This is a genomic window from Polymorphospora rubra, from assembly GCF_018324255.1.
Classification (GTDB): Bacteria; Actinomycetota; Actinomycetes; order Mycobacteriales; family Micromonosporaceae; genus Polymorphospora; species Polymorphospora rubra.
In genome coordinates, this window is sequence record NZ_AP023359.1 from 5,418,334 (window position 1) to 5,434,983 (window position 16,650).

General features: G+C 68.5%; 18 protein-coding genes. 16 read left to right on the forward strand and 2 right to left on the reverse strand.

What is annotated here, in order from left to right:
• Nucleotides 1-36 precede the first annotated feature (36 nt).
• Together Prubr_RS24590 and Prubr_RS24595 are read right to left on the reverse strand one after the other, a co-directional pair.
• The gene (locus Prubr_RS24590) at nucleotides 37-888 is read right to left on the reverse strand and encodes an SDR family NAD(P)-dependent oxidoreductase (protein ID WP_212817250.1); all 852 of its coding nucleotides are present in this window, start codon (nucleotides 886-888) and stop codon (nucleotides 37-39) included.
• A 125-nt stretch (nucleotides 889-1,013) separates the two neighbouring features.
• Entirely contained in the window at nucleotides 1,014-1,748 is a 735-nt protein-coding gene (locus Prubr_RS24595; RefSeq protein ID WP_212817252.1) for a FadR/GntR family transcriptional regulator, read from the reverse strand.
• 228 nt (nucleotides 1,749-1,976) lie between these two features.
• Between Prubr_RS24595 and Prubr_RS24600 the strand changes: the two genes are divergently transcribed.
• Genes Prubr_RS24600 through Prubr_RS24675 form a run of 16 tightly spaced genes read left to right on the forward strand, consistent with a single transcriptional unit; the run spans nucleotide 1,977 to nucleotide 16,563 of the window.
• Nucleotides 1,977-2,738, forward strand: coding sequence for an SDR family NAD(P)-dependent oxidoreductase (locus Prubr_RS24600; protein ID WP_212817254.1), 762 nt, complete (start codon nucleotides 1,977-1,979; stop codon nucleotides 2,736-2,738).
• 37 nt (nucleotides 2,739-2,775) lie between these two features.
• Nucleotides 2,776-4,458 (forward strand): AMP-binding protein, encoded by a 1,683-nt coding sequence (locus Prubr_RS24605; RefSeq protein WP_212817256.1) that lies wholly within the window; start codon nucleotides 2,776-2,778, stop codon nucleotides 4,456-4,458.
• Nucleotides 4,455-4,928, forward strand: a complete 474-nt coding sequence (locus Prubr_RS24610; RefSeq protein ID WP_212817258.1) for a hypothetical protein — start codon at nucleotides 4,455-4,457, stop codon at nucleotides 4,926-4,928. Before Prubr_RS24605 ends, Prubr_RS24610 begins: the two co-directional genes overlap by 4 nt.
• Nucleotides 4,921-5,313, forward strand: coding sequence for a MaoC family dehydratase (locus Prubr_RS24615; RefSeq protein ID WP_212817260.1), 393 nt, complete (start codon nucleotides 4,921-4,923; stop codon nucleotides 5,311-5,313). Before Prubr_RS24610 ends, Prubr_RS24615 begins: the two co-directional genes overlap by 8 nt.
• Nucleotides 5,314-5,368: 55 nt before the next feature.
• Complete coding sequence (locus Prubr_RS24620; protein ID WP_281425839.1) at nucleotides 5,369-6,622, forward strand: CaiB/BaiF CoA transferase family protein; 1,254 nt, start codon at nucleotides 5,369-5,371, stop codon at nucleotides 6,620-6,622.
• Complete coding sequence (locus Prubr_RS24625; protein ID WP_212817264.1) at nucleotides 6,619-7,431, forward strand: enoyl-CoA hydratase/isomerase family protein; 813 nt, start codon at nucleotides 6,619-6,621, stop codon at nucleotides 7,429-7,431. Before Prubr_RS24620 ends, Prubr_RS24625 begins: the two co-directional genes overlap by 4 nt.
• Nucleotides 7,428-8,717: an acyl-CoA dehydrogenase family protein gene (locus Prubr_RS24630; RefSeq protein ID WP_212817266.1), complete on the forward strand. Its 1,290-nt coding sequence runs from the start codon at nucleotides 7,428-7,430 to the stop codon at nucleotides 8,715-8,717. Before Prubr_RS24625 ends, Prubr_RS24630 begins: the two co-directional genes overlap by 4 nt.
• A 29-nt stretch (nucleotides 8,718-8,746) precedes the next feature.
• Complete coding sequence (locus Prubr_RS24635) at nucleotides 8,747-9,625, forward strand: 3-hydroxyacyl-CoA dehydrogenase family protein (protein ID WP_212817268.1); 879 nt, start codon at nucleotides 8,747-8,749, stop codon at nucleotides 9,623-9,625.
• A gap of 12 nt (nucleotides 9,626-9,637) precedes the next feature.
• The gene (locus Prubr_RS24640; RefSeq protein ID WP_212817270.1) at nucleotides 9,638-10,507 is read left to right on the forward strand and encodes a 3-hydroxyacyl-CoA dehydrogenase family protein; all 870 of its coding nucleotides are present in this window, start codon (nucleotides 9,638-9,640) and stop codon (nucleotides 10,505-10,507) included.
• Nucleotides 10,504-11,289 carry an enoyl-CoA hydratase-related protein gene (locus tag Prubr_RS24645; RefSeq protein ID WP_212817272.1) on the forward strand — a complete coding sequence of 262 codons (786 nt, stop codon included), beginning with the start codon at nucleotides 10,504-10,506 and terminating at the stop codon, nucleotides 11,287-11,289. Before Prubr_RS24640 ends, Prubr_RS24645 begins: the two co-directional genes overlap by 4 nt.
• Nucleotides 11,286-11,789, forward strand: a complete 504-nt coding sequence (locus Prubr_RS24650) for an acyl-CoA dehydrogenase family protein (RefSeq protein WP_212817274.1) — start codon at nucleotides 11,286-11,288, stop codon at nucleotides 11,787-11,789. The genes Prubr_RS24645 and Prubr_RS24650 overlap by 4 nt, the downstream gene beginning before the upstream one ends.
• A complete protein-coding gene (locus Prubr_RS24655; protein WP_212817276.1) occupies nucleotides 11,765-12,340 on the forward strand; it encodes an acyl-CoA dehydrogenase family protein in 576 nt (191 codons plus the stop codon). The genes Prubr_RS24650 and Prubr_RS24655 overlap by 25 nt, the downstream gene beginning before the upstream one ends.
• Entirely contained in the window at nucleotides 12,337-13,470 is a 1,134-nt protein-coding gene (locus Prubr_RS24660) for a CaiB/BaiF CoA transferase family protein (protein WP_212817278.1), read from the forward strand. Before Prubr_RS24655 ends, Prubr_RS24660 begins: the two co-directional genes overlap by 4 nt.
• Before the next feature lie 25 nt (nucleotides 13,471-13,495).
• On the forward strand, nucleotides 13,496-14,479 hold the full coding sequence (locus Prubr_RS24665) for an NADPH:quinone oxidoreductase family protein (RefSeq protein ID WP_212817280.1): 984 nt from the start codon (nucleotides 13,496-13,498) through the stop codon (nucleotides 14,477-14,479).
• A gap of 30 nt (nucleotides 14,480-14,509) precedes the next feature.
• Nucleotides 14,510-15,709 carry a thiolase family protein gene (locus tag Prubr_RS24670; protein WP_212817282.1) on the forward strand — a complete coding sequence of 400 codons (1,200 nt, stop codon included), beginning with the start codon at nucleotides 14,510-14,512 and terminating at the stop codon, nucleotides 15,707-15,709.
• Nucleotides 15,706-16,563, forward strand: a complete 858-nt coding sequence (locus tag Prubr_RS24675; RefSeq protein WP_246567583.1) for a 3-hydroxyacyl-CoA dehydrogenase family protein — start codon at nucleotides 15,706-15,708, stop codon at nucleotides 16,561-16,563. Before Prubr_RS24670 ends, Prubr_RS24675 begins: the two co-directional genes overlap by 4 nt.
• Nucleotides 16,564-16,650: the final 87 nt, after the last annotated feature.

Genomic DNA, 16,650 nt, shown 5'->3' on the forward strand with positions numbered 1-16,650 from the left:
CCGACAGGGGCGTGACCGGGGCCGGCCACGCCGCCGCTACCGGTGGGTCCCCGTGGAACGCAGGTGATCCGCGAAGAGTGCTGGCTGGGGAGCGGAGTGTCCACCGTACTGATCCGCGTGGCGTTGCACGTGCATCAGCGGGGCGGTCAGGAACCCGCCATCGACCACCAGTTCCTGACCGTTGACGAACGCGGCGGCGTCACTTGCCAGATACGCCACCACGCTTGCGATGTCGGACGCGGCGCCTATGCGACGCACGGGGGTGAGTTGGGTTCGCAACGCGAGCAGATCCGGGTCGGCGTAGTGAGCCGCCGACATCTCTGTCCGCACGAACCCGGGACTGACCGCGTTCGCCCGTACCCCCAGCGGCCCCCACTCCACCGCTGTGTGTCGCGTCAGCGCGACCAAACCGGCCTTCGAGACGCCGTAGGTGGGGGAGGTGTTCGGCGAATGCGCACCTACCGAGGCGATGTTCACGATGGCGCCCCGACCGTTGTCGATCATGAGGCGGCCCAGTTCACGTGTGCAGAGCATCGCGGCGGTCAGATTCACCGCAAGGGTCGCGTTCCACGCCGCCGTCGAGAGTGAGGCCAAGGGGCCGGGAGCGCCCAGGATGCCAGCGTTGTTCACCAGCACATGGCACGTTCCGAACCTGGCGGCCGTCGCCTCCGCGAGGCCGATGACGACGTTCTCGTCGGTCAAATCCCCGGCGTAGGTCATGACGCGCTCAGGAGAGCCGATCCTGCGGGAGACCTCGCTCAGCCGGTCGGCTTCCATGTCGACGAGCGCGACGGCCGCGCCGGATTTGATGAACTCGCCCGCGATCGAGCGGCCGAGTCCTCCGGCCGCGCCGGTCACAACCGCTACCTGCCCCTCGAAGCCATCCATCGTGTGCTCCCTGTATCGACTTTTTAGGACGGCACGATTATTGTCCGACAGTTTGCATCCGGGCAAGATGATGGCGATGACGACGGCGACGTTTCCGGATGGTGGCGGGAGCGGGACCTGTCGGCTCAGCGGCGCTCCGCGGCGACCGCCCTGTGTGCCTGCAGGTAGCGAAGGTGCGTCACCATGGCCTCCTGGGCCGCGTCCGCATCGCCCGCCTCGATCGCCTTCACGATCTGCAGGTGCTGAAGCACGGTCTCGGTGCCGACCTCTTCGGAGAGATCGAGGAACCGCACCGGCATCGTCTGTTCATGCAGGGCCTGGACGAACGACCCCAGCACCCGGTTGCCGGACGCGCGGGCAATCGCCGAATGGAAGTCGACGTCGAGCTGAGGCACGGACGGGTGCGTCACGCGGACCAGCTTCTGGCGCTCGATGATCTCGTGCAGTCGGGTCAGGTCGTCCAAGCTGCGGTGGTCGGCCGCGAGTCGGACCGCCGGGACTTCAAGGTACTCACGCACCGACTGCACCTCGTCGGCTTCGATGCTGCCGAGGGTGAGCAGGTTCTTCATGGACTCGGACAGGATCTCGCCGAGTGCCTCGTGATCCACCGCCCGAACGAAGCTGCCCCCGCCTGCACCCGGCACCTTGTCGATGAAGTTCTGGGCCGTCAGCGAGCGCAGCGCCTCCCGTACGGTGGTTCGGCTCACCCTGAACTGGCGTGCGAGTTCCGCCTCCGAAGGAAGGCGTTCCCCGCGCTTTAGCTCGCCATCGAGGATTGCCCGACGGATGCGGTCCTCCACTTGCTGACGCGGACGCGCAACCGCGTGCCCGAGGGTGCGGGCCTCACCACTGGTCTCCATCGGGGCCTCTCGTTTCCGGGGCGATAAGTGTCCTACACCGGTCGACCGACCTAATTGGGAGTCTACCTGTTCCTATCCGGCCGCCGCCGGGTGGAGGTGACGGTGCGGCATCAAACTTGCCTGGCCGGCGAATGTCCGACATTATTGCTTCCTGGTCTTCGCGTCGTGGGCGTGGTCGACTCGTTCCGGAGGGCGTCGGAGGCGCGCTGCGCGGTGAGGAGCAACAGCATGTCGGGTTTCCCGGATCTGGCCGGCCGAAAGGCCGTGGTCACAGGTGCGAGCAGGGGGATCGGTCGAGCGATCGCGAAAGCGCTGGCGGCAGCCGGCGGCACGGTCGCAGTCGGTGGCCGGGACGCCACGGCGCTGAGCGCGGTGGCGGACGACATCGCCGCTGACGGCGGCACCGCCCACCCGTATGTCGTCGATGTCTCGGATCACGACTCCATCCAGCGCTTCGTCGCGGCGGCAGTAGCCGACCTCGGCGGACTGGACCTCCTGGTCAACTGTGCGGGTGTGCTCACACCAGGTTCGCTCCTGGACGCCGGTGACGAACCGTGGACCTTGGCGTGGCAGACCAACGTTCTTGGCACCGTGCGGATGACCCGCGCCGCAGGGGCTTTCCTCACCACTCAGGGCTCTGGGCGGGTTGTCAACGTCGCCTCGAACTACGCCTTCAAAGGCGTCGCCGAGCACGCGGCCTACTGCGCGTCGAAGGCGGCCGTCGTGTCGTTCACGCGCAGCATGGCAGTCGAATGGGCGCCCTACGGCGTACAGGTCAACGCTATCGCCCCCGGGTTCATCGCGACCGACCTCAACGCGGGCATCCGCGCGGATCCCGAACGCAGTGCCCGACTGGTAAAGGCGGTGCCCGCGCGTCGGTTCGGGGTGGTCGACGACGTTGTGGCCGCCATCGGTCCGCTGTGCGATCCCCGTAGCACGTTCCTGACCGGAACGGTGCTGACCGTTGACGGGGGAGAGACCGCGCGTTGAGCGGTCGAGGAACACACCAACCAACTAGGAGCGCATCGTGAGTTTGCAGGACCTGCCCGCGGCGGGCGAGCACCCGGGCGTCCGCCCGGACAGCAGGCTGACCCCGGAGTTGGCGACCGCCTACGAGTCCGGCGGCCAGTGGACCCCCCAGACGCTGACTTCCCTGCTCGCCGACGCGGCTGCCGCCCATCCCGACCTGGCCGCGGCGGTCGACGCCGCCGGACCCGGTGGAAGCCGCCGGGCGATGACCTACGCCGAGCTCGACGCCTACGTCACCGATCTCGCCAAGGGGCTACGAGCCCGGGGAGTCGCCGAGGGCGACTCCGTCGTTGTCATGTTGCCGAACTGCATCGAGTTTGCCGCACTGATCTTCGCCATCAACCGCGCTGGCGCCGTCTACACCGGTATCCCGGTCGCATACGGCACCAAGGAGGTCGGGCACATCCTGGCCTCGACCGGCGCCAAGGTGGTGGTGACGCAGGAGCAGGTCGCAAGTGCCACCCCACTGGCGGTCGTACGGGCCTCGTGTGGGGAGGCGGCGCCGCTGATCGCAGTACGTGGCGATTCGGGCCGTGGCGAGGGCGAGATCACGCTCGAGGATCTGGCCGAACCCTCCGCCGCCGAAGTGCGGCTCCCCGCCGTGGATCCTCGCGCTGTGTGTCACATCGGATTCACCTCTGGCACGACGGGTGCGCCAAAGGGCGTTATGAACACCAACCAGACCCTGATCGCGGTGCTTCGGAACTGGTTGGCCTACTTCGGAGCGGAGAATCTCGGCGCTTCGGTCGTCAACGCAGTGGTCTCACCGGTCGGCCACCACAGCGGGTTCCTGTGGGGAGTCCTGATGACCGCATACCTCGGGGGAACGGCCGCCTATCTTGAGAAGTGGAGCCCGGCGGCGGCCGCGACCTTCCTGCGTACGGAACGGGCCACGGTGTTCTTCGGTGCCCCGACGTTCCTCCAGGACCTGCTCACCACCGACCTCGTCGGTGACCCGCGCTGCACGCTGCGTGCCGTCATCACGACGGGTTCGCCAGTCCCACGTGCGCTCCCCAGTGCCGGGCGCAGTGCCTTCGGCTGCTGGGTCGGGTCTGCCTGGGGAATGACCGAGATCGGCATCGGGGTCTCCTGCCGGCCCGGCATGTCCGAGTCCGAGCTGGCCAGTGACGGCCGGGCCGTGCCCGGCGTCGAGGTCCGTGTCGTCGCGGCGGACGGTGAGCCGGCGGACGCCAACACGCCGGGACGAATGCAGATACGCAGCGCGGGGCTCTTTCTCGGTTACGAGGGCCTGCCCGACCGGACCCACGAGGAGATCGACGCGGAGGGCTGGTTCGACACCGGCGACACCGCCCGTATCGACGAGAATCAGCTGGTCCACCTCGAGGGGCGCAGCAAGGACATCATCATCCGGGGCGGGGAGAACATCCCCGTGGTCGCCGTAGAGAGCGTGCTCTACACCCACCCTGACGTCATCGACGTCGCCGTTGTCGGTGTTCCCGACGAGCGCCTCGGTGAACGGGCCTGTGCCGTAGTGCACTCCCGTACAGATGGGCTGTCCCTCGCCGATCTCGTCCAGCATCTCCTCGACAACGGCGTGTCCAGGCACTTCCTTCCGGAGCGTCTGGTGCTGGTGTCGAGCCTGCCCAAGACGCCCAGCGGGAAGATCCGCAAAGCTGAACTCCGCGAGCGGCTGACATCGGTGACGACGGCCGCGCTATGACCGAGACCTGGGACCGGGCAGCGGTGCTCGCCCGGCTTGCCGCGCTACAGCGTCGGCAGGAACTGTGGCGGACCCACGATGTCATCACGCTGGCGAGCGCGTCCGGCCACGCCCGCCTCAGCGGCGTGCCGCCCATCCGAGCCGACAAAGCCGACCCTGGTGGGGAAGGCCCCGTTGCCGGCCAGGAGGTGCTGCCCAGCCTTGCGGCTGCCCTCACGATGCGCGCCGTACTCGGCGTCCTGCACGATCACCGCCTCGACCTGCCGTTCGACCACAATGTCCATGCGGCGCAATCCCTGGCCTGGCACGCGGCTGTCACCGTAGGCGCCTCGATCGAGACTCGGGCCTGGATCGGCCGGATCAGGGAAGCCACACGCGCCGTCTTCTTCGATGTGGAGACCGAGTCGGTCACCGAAGACGGCCGGACATGTCTACGTGGCACCAGCACCCAGGCTCTGCGTCATGGGTGAGGTTCCGGTGCCCGCCCCCCTCGTATGGGAGCCGACGGCTGGCGTGCCGCGCGACTACGCGCGGGTCTCGGGGGACCGAAGCGCCGTGCACCTCGACGGGGAAGCGGCACACGGCGTCGGCCTGCCCGGCGTGATCCTGCACGGCATGTACGTCTACGGATACGTGGCCACCTATCTCAGCCGCCATGCGGTCGATCATGGAGGCCACCTCGCCTCGTTCGAATGCCGGTTCCAGGCGCCGATGCTTCCGGGCAAGCCGATCACGGTGCAGTTTGAGCGCGGCGACGCCGGGGCTGCCGTGCGGGTCGAAGCCCACCAGTCGGACCGCTCGGTCCTGTCCGGGGTCGCGCTCGTGCTGCCAGGCCGGCCGCACGACGCGCGCTGAGCCTGAGTGGAGCAGCCGGATTGACCGATCAGCAAATGTCCAACATTATTAGGGGGTGACTTCCTTGGACAGTAGCAATGGATTCGCGGGCGAGTCGTCGCCAGGGCCTCTCGTCGGCGTACGCGTGGTCGACATGACCACCTCCTATGCCGGGCCCACCGCCGCGATGTACCTCGCCGACCTCGGAGCCACAGTGATCAAGGTGGAGCGCCCCGGCGGCGGGGACGACGCCCGGTCCTGGGGGCCGCCGTTCATCGACGGAGCCTCGGCATGGTTCGCCTCCGCCAATCGCAACAAGCAGTCGGTTGTCCTCAACCTCAGCACCACCGAGGGGCGCGAGGCGCTCCTGCGGCTGCTCGATACCGCCGACGTCTTCCTGCAGAACATGAACCCCGCCAAGCTCAAGCGCATCGGAATCGATGGCGAAACCCTCCGGCGCCGCAACCCCCGACTGGTTTACTGCGCTATGTCCGGATTCGGCCTCACCGGTCCCGACAGCGAACTACCCGGCTACGACCTTGTCGCCCAGGCCCGATCCGGCCTGATGTCGGTCACCGGGGAGAAGGGGGGCGCCCCCCAGCGGGTATCAACCGCGCTTTCCGACGTGGCGACGGGGATGGCCGCGGCGATCGCGGTCAACGCGGCGCTGGTTCGTCAGTGCCGTACCGGGCAGGGGGAAGTCATCGACGTGTCCCTGCTCGACACCGATCTAGCCTTGATGGCACCGCGTGTGGCCGCCTACTGTGCCGGCGAGCCGGAGCCGGCGCCCAGCGGCGGCACCGACTCGGTTCTGGCGCTGTACCAGCCGTTCGAGGCTGAAGACCGCACCATCGTGATCGCCATCGGTAACGACTCCATGTGGCAGCGGTTCTGCACCGCCGTCCAGCTTCCCGAACTGGGTACGGACCCACGGTTGTCGGACAACGCCGGCCGGCGCGCCAACCGTTCGCGGATCACCGAGCTGGTGGCACAACGACTCGCCACGAGACCCGCGGCGCAGTGGCTCCGACTTCTTGCCGACGTCGAGGTGCCGGCCGCTCTGGTGCAGACCCTCTCCGAAGTCACCAAGGACCCCCAGGTCGTGGCCCGCGGCGCGATCCTTCCCGTCCCCGGGTTCCACGACGACCTCGTCACGATCCGTAGTCCGTTCCGGCTCGCCTCGCAACAAACACCGCGTAATGAGCGGTTCCCGACCATGGGGGCGGATACCCGAACAACCCTGCTCGAACTGGGGTACACGGAGGAGCAAATCGACGAACTCGCCGAAGCGGGCGTCGTCGGCCTGGCGGCAGCGGAGATCGCATCATGACCCCACCCGAGACCGTCGTCGTCGAGCGGACCGGCCCGGTCACGACTGTGACCATCAACCGCCCCGAGGCGCACAACGCCCTCGACGCCGAGGTCCTGCGTCGGCTGCACGCCGCGGTCCTCGACGCCGAAGCCGACCCCGCGATCCGTGCCGTCGTCGTCACCGGCAGCGGCGAGAAGGCGTTCTGTGCCGGCGCCGACCTCAAGGAACTCGCCGGGATGAGCGCGGACCGCGCACACAAGACGCTTCGCACCGGACAGCGGGTTCTGCGAGACATCGAGCGGGCGGCGGTACCCGTGATCGCAGCGGTCAACGGCGTCGCACTCGGAGGCGGCTTCGAACTCGTGCTCGCCTCGACATTCTCCGTGATCTCGACCCGGGCGACCCTCGGCCTGCCCGAGTCCGGACTCGGGCTGATCCCCGGCTACGGCGGCACCCAGCGCCTGCCCCGCATCGTCGGCGCACCCACCGCCGCGCATCTCATGCTCACCGGAACCCGGCTCGACGCACAGCGCGCCCACCAGCTGGGGCTCACCCCGATACCCCCGGTCGCGCCCGCCGACCTCATGGCCACCGCTTCGGCACTGGCGGAGAAGATCGCCGCCCAGGGACCGGGTGCCGTCCGCTCCATCCTCACCGCCCTCGACGCCGGCCGCGACGCCCCGCTCGATGCCGGACTGCGGCTGGAGACCGGCCTGGCGGCACTCGCCGTCGCAGGCGCCGAGTCCGATGAAGGCATCGCCGCATTCCTCGCGCGGCGACCGCCCCGGTTCGCCGATCCCGCACCCGTGCGCGAGGAGTCGACATGAGCGTGGAGCGACTCGACATCGACGGCGATTCGAAGGCCTACCTGGCCCTGCACGAGCTGCTCGACGAACCCGTCGTCGACGCGGGGCTGAGCGGCCGGGAACTGGAGGTGCGCGCCCTCACGCGAGACGTCGTCTCCCGCGAGGTGGCACCGCGGGCCCACGACATCGACCGTACCCACGCCTTCGTCCACGACAGCGTGCAGGCGCTGGCCCGGACGGGTCTGTTGGGCCTGATCTTCCCGGCGAGCCTGGGCGGGACCGGAGACACCAACGTCGCCTACGCCATCGCCGTGGAGGAGATCACCGCCGGCTGCGCCGCCACGTCGCTGGTGTTCATGACGCAGACGCACGCGGCGTACCCCATCATGATCGCCGGAAGCGACGACCTGGCACGGCGGTACGTTCCCGGACTGCTCGACGGATCGGTGTACGGGGCACTGGGCATCACCGAACCGAATGCCGGCAGCGACGTGTCCAGCCTGCGCACGACTGCCCGACCCGTGGAATCCGGCTACCAGCTCAACGGGTCCAAGACCTTCATCACCACCGGTGATCGGGCCGGCGTCGTCATCTGCTTCGCGACCACCGACAAGACCCTCGGTCGCCGCGGCGTCAGCGCCTTCGTCGTCGATGGCGGCTGGGACGGCGTCCGCCCCGGCAAGCCGTTCGACAAGATGGGCATGCACGGCTCCAGCACCGCCGAGCTCTTCTTCGACGACGTGCGGGTGCCGGCCGACCACCGCCTGGGTGCCGAGGGCGAGGGCTGGCGCGTGGTCATGAGGTCGGTCGTGAAGTCGCGGATCAGCGCGGCGGCGCAGGGTGTCGGGCTGGCCCGATCCGCCTACGCCCGGACCCTGGCCGCCTTGACCCGGATGCACGGCACGCGACTACCGGACGAGCATCTCTTCGCGCTGGCCGACCTGCGCGGCCGCATCCTGCAGGGCCGGCTGCTCCTGCACGCGGTGGCCCGCCAGGTCGACGCCATCGGTGACATCTCGACCGGGCAAATCGGGATGATGAAGCAGGCGTGCACCGACCTGGGCTTCACGGCGGCGGTCGAGGCCACCCGAATCCTGGGTCCGTACGGCGACCTCGCGACACTGGGCGTCGAACGCTGCCTGCGCGACGCCAAGGTGACCCAGATCTACGACGGTACGAACGAGATCCAGCGGATTCTGATCGGTCGTGAGATCACCCGCGCGATGGAGGACTGGCACAAACGACCGGCACGGCAAGGTCGCGATCGCCCCGATGTCATGGCGAGGAACCGCCAGACCGTCCGATGACCATGCCACAGCCCCAGCAAGGAGACCACGTGAGCAACGAGAGCAGGACCGTCGGCGTGCTCGGCGCCGGCACCATGGGCTCCGGTATAGCCACCGTGATGGCGCGAGCCGGTCACCGCACCATCCTCTTCGACGTCGACGAGAACAACCTCAAGCGCGGCCTGAAAACCGTTCACGGCTTCTTCGACAAGAGCGTCCAACTCGGCAAGCTGGACGCCGCCGCCGGGTGGGCCGCCAAGGACGCCCTCGTGGGCAGCACCGACCTAGCCGACCTGGCGCCCTGCGACGTGGTGGTCGAGGCGGTCTTCGAAGACCTGCGGTTGAAGAAGGACATCTTCGGCCGCCTCGACGAGATCGTGTCGGACTCGACGCTGTTCCACACCAACACCTCGACCCTGTCGGTCACCGGCATCGCGTCCGGGTCGCGCCGGCCGGAACGGGTCGTCGGCACGCACTACTGCAACCCGGCGCCGCTGATGAAACTCGTGGAAATGGTCGACGGACGGCACACCGCCGACTGGGCGCACAAGGCAACCGAGGAGTTCCTCGGGTCCCTCGGCAAGGTAGGCGTCGTCACCAAGGACCGTCCGGGGTTCATCGTCAACCGGTTCCTGATCCCGTGGGAGAACTCGTGCATCCGGGCGCTTGAGGCCGGTGTGGCCACCAAGGAAGACATCGACGCCGCGGTGCTCGGTGCCCTCGGCCACCCCATGGGGCCCTTTCGGCTGCTGGACATCGTCGGCCTCGACATCCACCAGCAGGTCGCGATGCGGCTGTACGAGCAACTACGCGATCCACGTTTCTTCCCGCCGCCAATGGTCGAGCGGATGGTCGCGGCCGGCGACCTCGGCCGCAAGACCGGTCGCGGCTTCTACGAGTACGACGACACCCGGCTGTTCGGATCCTGACGGAGGCAGACGATGAATCAGTTCCACAGGATCGCAGTGGTCGGCCTGGGAACCATGGGCAGCGGTATCGCCCAGGTGTTCGCCGCGTCCGGCCGCGACGTGGTCGCCCTGGAGACCGACCAGGTACGGGCCGAGGCGGGCATCGCCGCCATCAGCGCCTTTCTCGACGGCGGTGTGGCCCGCGGCAAGGTGAGTGCCGACGAGAAGAAGGCCACCCTCGCCCGCATCACCACCGGTACCGCGCCGGACGACCTGGCCGACGTCGACCTCGTCGTCGAGTCGGTGACCGAGAACCTGGAGGTCAAGCGCGAGATCCTCGCCGCCGTCGCCGCGGCTGTCGGCGACGGAACCCCCATTGTCACCAACACTTCGGCGCTGTCGGTGACCGCACTCGCCGCCGCCCTGCCCGACCCCAGCCGGGTCGCCGGGCTGCACTTTTTCAATCCGGCGCCGGTGATGCGTACCGTCGAGGTGGTCCGGGCCCTGCAGACGAGCCAGGACCTCGTCGACCGGCTTGTCACGCTCGTGCACAGCCTGGATGGCAAGCAGCCCATAGTCGTCAGGGACCGCCCCGGGTTCCTGATCAACGCCCTGCTGCTTCCGTACCTCAACGACGTCATCCAGGAGTACCACGACGGGCTCGCCACCGCCGAGGACATTGACCTGGCGCTCAAACTGGGGCTGGGGTACAGGTCCGGCCCGCTCGAGATGCTCGACATGATCGGCCTCGACGTGCACCTGCACGCCACCGAGAGCATGTACACGGCCACCTCGGACGCCCGCTACGCACCGCCTCCGCTACTGCGGCAGATGGTTGCCGCCGGCCACCTCGGCACCAAGAACAGCAAAGGTTTCCGCACCGGAGAGAAGAAGACGCGATGACCGCACCGAACTACGACGACATCCTGATCGACCGCGACGGCCCGGTTCTCACCCTCACCATCAACCGGCCGGACGCGGGAAACAAGCTTCGCGCCCAAACCTGTCTCGAACTGTTCGACGCGCTCCAGCGGTTCCGCCTCGACCCCGACCTGCGCGCCGCGGTCCTCACCGGGGCCGGAGGCAAGTTCTTCTGCATCGGCGGTGAGCACGACCCGATTACATCGCTGGACCAGTCACAGGTCCTCCCGATCGTCGACGTCTACCAGGCGATCGACACCATCCCCAAGCCGGTGGTGGCTGCCGTGAACGGATTCGCGGTCGGCGGCGGCAACGTGCTCCACACCGTGTGCGACCTCACGATCGCCTCAGAGAACGCGGTCTTCCGGCAGGTCGGGCCGATGGTGGGCAGCTTCGACGCCGGTTACGGGTCCTGGTACCTGGAGGACACCATCGGGCGCAAGCGCGCGAAGGAGATGTGGTACCTCAACCGCAAGTACTCCGCCGCGCAGGCACTGGCGATGGGGCTGGTCAACGAGGTCGTGCCCGTCGCCGAGTTCCGTGACCGGGTCGCCACCGTGATGCGTGAGATCACTTCCCGAAGTCCGATGGCCATCGCCGGTCTGAAGGCCGCGTTCTCGGCCCGGCACAACGGTGTCTCCGGCCAGGCGCGAATGGCCCATGACCAGCAACTGACCTTCTACCTGCAGACCCGCGAGGCCCACGAACTCAACGACTCGTTCAGCGAACGTCGCGAACCGAGAACCGAAAGCTACTGGTCGTGAGCTGGCTCGGCCCCGCCCTCGCAGAGGAGCAGCGCGACCTGGCAACCATGCTCGACACCTTCACCGTCGATCGCGACGTGGTGCTGACCGACAATCCCCACGTCGTCGGTGCGCTCGCCACCGAACTCGCCGAACTGGGCATCTGGACCCTCGGCACCGAAGAGCGGCACGGCGGCGGGGGAGCCGACCGGGTCACCACCGCGGTGGCGATGGAACGGCTGGGACGTACGTGGCCGGCCCTCGGCTGGGCGGCCACCCAGGCACACGCGGCGATCGACGTGCTGGGCGGCGACGACCGATTCTCCGACGTGGTCACCGCCGTGCACACCGCGGATGCTGCGGTCGCCGTCGTGGACACGACGTCCCGGCACGTGCGACTGGTCAGCTCCGCCGGGCCACTCCACGGATCGGTGGACCGGATCGACCCGGCCGCCGAGGCTCCCTACCTGCTGCTGCTCGGGACGACGACACCGCGATGCTGGTCGAACGGGAGGCGATGACCACCCGACCACTGGACCGGACCGGGTTGGGCGGCGCCCTCACACGATCGGTGCGGTTCGCGGAAGCCGCACCGGCGGCCACTGTTCGTCGCCTGCGCGACGTCGACGTCGCCGCGGCCCGCGCACGACTGCGCCGCGGCGCCGCGGCGGTCGCCGCCGGCATCGCCGGAGCCGCCGCCGACGCCGCAGCCGCGTACGCCGCCGAACGCCACCAGTTCGGTGGCCCCCTCACCAACCTGCCCACCGTCCGGCAGTCGCTGTTGGACCAGGCCACGCGGACCGCGGTAGCGCTGACGACTGCGCTCGGGACGGATGACGGATCGGTACAGACGTTGGCCGCGATGCGCCACGCCTGCGACGCCGCGATCGAGGTGGCCGCCGCGGCTTTGCAGTCTCACGGCGGTTACGGCTATCTGACCGAGTATCCCGCCGAACGGTACCTGCGAGACGCGGTCTCACTTCGTGCGGCAACAGACACCCACGCGGCAGCCGCCCCCGCCTTCCGCGCCCTCGTCGGGCCGGGTCCGCGCCGTGAGGACGGCATGTCGTGACCGGCTCGCAGCGGCAACTCCCCCTGCACGGCGTGAAGGTCCTGGACCTCTCCACCCTGCTACCCGGGCCCCTCGCGACCCTGATGCTGGCCGACGCGGGCGCCGACGTCGTCAAGCTCGAACGGCCGGGCCGCGGCGACGAGATGCGCAGCTACGAGCCGCGCTTCGGCGAAGCGAGTGCGAACTACGCAATACTCAACCGTGGGAAGCGGGCGTACGCCGTCGACTTCAAGGACCCCGCCCAACGGGACCGGGTACTCGACCTGGCCGCCGAGGCCGACGTCGTGCTCGAGCAGTTCAGACCGGGCGTCGCCGACCGGCTCGGCCTGGGATACCAGCGCGTACGTGCCGTCAATCCCGATGTCGTCTACTGCTCCATCAGCGGCTACGGGCCGACCGGTCCGCGGGCCACCCGCGCCGGCCACGACCTCACCTATCTCGCCGAGTCCGCCCTGCTGGGAGTGTCCACCGACAGCACGGGCTCACCCGGCCTGCCGGTGACCGTGCTCGCCGACATCGCCGGCGGCACCTATCCCGCCGTCGTCAACATCCTGCTGGCCCTGCGACAGCGCGACAGCACCGGTGAGCCCGTCCACCTGCAGGTCTCGATCACCCACAACCTGCAGGTTCTCGCGTACGGCTACTTCGCCACCCATCAGGCCGGCGGAGGCTGGCCCCGCCCGGGTGCCGAACTCCTCACCGGCGGCAGCCCGCGCTACCGGGTGTACGAGACCGCGGACCACCGACATGTCGCCTGCGCGGCGTTGGAGCAGAGGTTCTGGGACCGACTGGTCGAGCTGGTGGAACTCGATCCGAAGCTCCACGACGACCACGGCCAAGAGCAAACGGTGATCAGCGCCCTGGCCGAGCGGTTCGCCGCCGAGCCTGCCGATCACTGGCGGGCACTGCTCGACGGTGAGGACGTGTGCACCGTCGTCGTCGCGACATGGGACGAGGCGGTCCAGGCGGCCCTCGTCGACATCGACGCGCCACAGCGGGTGTCCGCACCCGGAACGCAGGACTCGTTCGCCACCCTCCCCAGCCCCATCTCACCGGCGTTCCGTCCCGGCCCCGGCACCGCGCCGTACCCCGCACTCGTCGACCTGGGCGACGAATCGCCCTGGTCCTGACCCTGATCAACCGAAGGAGGCAGTTATGCGTGCGGTACTCGTCAAGGAGTTCGGCCCCCCGTCCAGCCTCGTCGTCGAAGATGCGCCCGACCTGGTGCCAGGCCCGGGCGAGGTCGTGATCGAGGTCGGTGCGGTCAGCGTCAACTTCCCCGACATCCTCGTCGTCGAGGGCACCTATCAGAACCTTCCGGCGCGGCCGTTCAGTCCCGGCAAGGAAGCGGCCGGACGCGTGAAGGCGGTCGGGGAGGGCGTCGAGCGAATCCGGATCGGCCAACGGGTCCTGGCGCTGGTCGAGTTCGGCGGCTACGCCGAGCAACTGTGCGTCCCGGAGGAACTGGTCATGGAGTTGCCTGACGCCATCTCCTACGAGTCGGCGGCCGCCTCCGGGCTGGTCTACTCCACCGCCTACTTCGGGTTGCTGCGCCGTGGCCAGATGAAGCCGGGGGAGACCGTTCTGGTCACCGGCGCGGGAGGGGGCGTTGGCTCCGCCGGCGTCCAACTCGCCAAGGCGTACGGCGCGCGGGTGATCGCGTTGGCCCAGGATGCCGCGAAGGCAGAGCTGGCCCGCCAGCAGGGCGCGGACGTCGTCCTCACCTCCACCCCGCAGACGCTGCGCGACGAACTGCTGGCCGCCACCGACGGCAAGGGCGTCGACGTGGTGCTGGAGATGCTCGGCGGTGACTTCCTGACCCAGATTATCCGAGCGACCGCCTGGGAGGGCCGCATCGTCATCGTCGGATTCGCCTCGGGAGGTCAGAACCCCATCAAGCCGGGACACGTCCTGGTCAAGAGCATCAGCATCGTGGGACTCCAGAGCAGTGACTACCGCGATCGGATGCCGGACCTGATGCGCTCGACCATGGCCGAGGTGTTCCAGCTGTTCGTCGGCGGAAAGGTCGACGCGGCGGTCGACACGACGTTTCCGCTGCAGAAGGCCGGCGATGCCCTCCAGTACGTCAAGGACGGCCGGGTCAAGGGCAAGGTCGTGTTGACGACAGGCCTCGGCTGAGCTGTTCCGCACGATGAAAGGACTCCAGGGGTGACCGCCTCGTTTCTCTATTCCGCCGTCCGTACGCCGTTCGGCCGCTTCGGTGGTGCCCTCGCCGAGGTACGTCCCGACGACCTCGCCGCGACCGCGCTCACGGGGGTGCTCGACACGGTGCCGGCGCTGGACCGCGCACGGCTCGGCGATGTGATCTACGGCAACGCCAACGGCGCCGGCGAGGACAACCGCAACGTCGCGCGCATGGCAGTGCTGCTCGCCGGGCTGCCCACCTCGGTGCCCGGATCCACGGTGAACCGCCTCTGTGGCTCATCGTTGGACGCAGCGATGACAGCGTCCCGGCTGGTCGAGACTGGCGACGCTGAGGTTGTCGTGGCCGGTGGTGTCGAGTCGATGACCCGGGCCCCGTGGGTGCTCCCCAAGCCCGATCGTGGTTATCCCGCAGGTGATGTCAGGGCCGTCTCCACCACGTTGGGATGGCGGCTGGTCAACGACCGTATGCCGAAGGAGTGGACGGCCTCCCTCGGCGAGTGCAACGAACAGTTGGCGGACAGGTACGCCATCTCCCGTCAGCGGCAGGACGAGTTCGCGGCGCGCTCGCACCAGCTCGCCCACACCGCCTGGGAATCCGGGTTCTACGACGACCTGGTCATTCCGGTCGGCAACACCGGGCTGACCAGGGACGAAGGCATCAGATCCGACTCCACCCCCGAGACGTTGGCCCGGCTGAAACCGTCGTTTCGAACCGATGGTTCGATCACGGCGGGCAACGCGTCGCCCCTCAGCGACGGGGCGGCTGCCCTGGTCGTCGGGTCGGAGCGGGCCGGATCGCTCATCGGATGCGACCCACTGGCCCGCTTCGCCGGCCGGGGCGTCCATGCACTCGATCCCCAGGACTTCGGATTCGCACCGGTCGAAGCGGCCAACATCGCTCTGGCGAGGGCAGGGATCGGCTGGTCCGCTGTCGGCGCGGTCGAACTCAATGAGGCATTTGCCGCGCAGGCACTGGCCTGCATCGACGCCTGGAAGATCGACCCCGACATCGTCAACACCAAGGGCGGAGCGATCGCGATCGGGCACCCGCTCGGCGCCTCAGGCGCACGCATCGTCGGCACACTCGCCCACCGCCTTGCCGGCGAGGGAAAGCGATGGGGTGTCGCGGCCATCTGCATCGGCGTGGGACAGGCCCTCGCCGTCGTACTGGAAAATGTCATCGACACGGGAGAGTGGTCATGACCCCGCCCAGCAGCGCACCAACGATGGTGGGCGTGTATGGAGGCGGACGCATGGGCTCGGGCATCGCACACGCGTTCCTCCTGGCCGGCGCGACAGTCCGGATAGTCGAAACCTCCGATGCCACCGTTCAGGCCACCCGCGTCCGGGTGGAGAGCAGCGTGGCGAAGGCCGACCAACGTGGAACGCTGCCCGCGCCCGCGATCGAACTTCTCTCGAGGCTGACCGTCACCACCGACCACGCCCGGTTGCAGGCGTGTGCCCTCGTGATCGAGGCGGTTCCGGAGGATCCCGACCTCAAGCGGCGAGTGCTGCGCGGCGTTGAACACGTGGCGCCCGAAGCGGTGCTCGCCACCAACACCTCCAGCCTGTCGGTCGACGATCTTGCTCGAGACCTGGCCCGACCGGAGCGCTTCGTCGGTCTCCACTTCTTCAACCCCGTGCCGGCCAGCGAGCTGGTGGAGATCGTCGTCGGCGCCAAGACCGCACCGGATCTAGTGGCGAATGCGCAAGCCTGGATCACGGCCCTTGGTAAGACCGCGATCACGGTAAGCGACTCGCCAGGGTTTGCCAGCAGCCGACTGGGAGTGGTTCTGGCCCTGGAGGCCATGCGGATGCTGGAGGCGGGAGTCGCATCGGTTGATGACATCGACACAGCCCTGACGCTGGGCTACAAACACCCCCTGGGGCCGTTGAAAACAACCGACATCGTCGGGCTCGACGTTCGGCTCGCCATCGCCGAACATCTTGCCCGCGAACTCGGAGACCGTTTCGACCCTCCGAACATCCTGCGCGAGATGGTCGCCGCAGGACACCTAGGACGGAAGACGGGCAAGGGGTTCTACGACTGGCAGTAGTGCTTTGTTGGGTTCGGGACCGTTTGTTGCGGTGTAGCGGTTCACGAGGTGGTGGCAGAGGGTGCAGGCGCCGGTCCAGGTGTGAGG

Bases quoted from the DNA above. Each gene is read 5' to 3' on its own strand.
- Prubr_RS24590 (WP_212817250.1), bottom strand. From the start codon at position 888: ATGGATGGCTTCGAGGGGCAGGTAGCGGTTGTGACCGGCGCGGCCGGA.
- Prubr_RS24595 (WP_212817252.1), bottom strand. From the start codon at position 1,748: ATGGAGACCAGTGGTGAGGCCCGCACCCTCGGGCACGCGGTTGCGCGT.
- Prubr_RS24600 (WP_212817254.1), top strand. From the start codon at position 1,977: ATGTCGGGTTTCCCGGATCTGGCCGGCCGAAAGGCCGTGGTCACAGGT.
- Prubr_RS24610 (WP_212817258.1), top strand. From the start codon at position 4,455: ATGACCGAGACCTGGGACCGGGCAGCGGTGCTCGCCCGGCTTGCCGCG.
- Prubr_RS24615 (WP_212817260.1), top strand. From the start codon at position 4,921: ATGGGTGAGGTTCCGGTGCCCGCCCCCCTCGTATGGGAGCCGACGGCT.
- Prubr_RS24625 (WP_212817264.1), top strand. From the start codon at position 6,619: ATGACCCCACCCGAGACCGTCGTCGTCGAGCGGACCGGCCCGGTCACG.
- Prubr_RS24630 (WP_212817266.1), top strand. From the start codon at position 7,428: ATGAGCGTGGAGCGACTCGACATCGACGGCGATTCGAAGGCCTACCTG.
- Prubr_RS24640 (WP_212817270.1), top strand. From the start codon at position 9,638: ATGAATCAGTTCCACAGGATCGCAGTGGTCGGCCTGGGAACCATGGGC.
- Prubr_RS24645 (WP_212817272.1), top strand. From the start codon at position 10,504: ATGACCGCACCGAACTACGACGACATCCTGATCGACCGCGACGGCCCG.
- Prubr_RS24655 (WP_212817276.1), top strand. From the start codon at position 11,765: ATGCTGGTCGAACGGGAGGCGATGACCACCCGACCACTGGACCGGACC.
- Prubr_RS24665 (WP_212817280.1), top strand. From the start codon at position 13,496: ATGCGTGCGGTACTCGTCAAGGAGTTCGGCCCCCCGTCCAGCCTCGTC.
- Prubr_RS24675 (WP_246567583.1), top strand. From the start codon at position 15,706: ATGACCCCGCCCAGCAGCGCACCAACGATGGTGGGCGTGTATGGAGGC.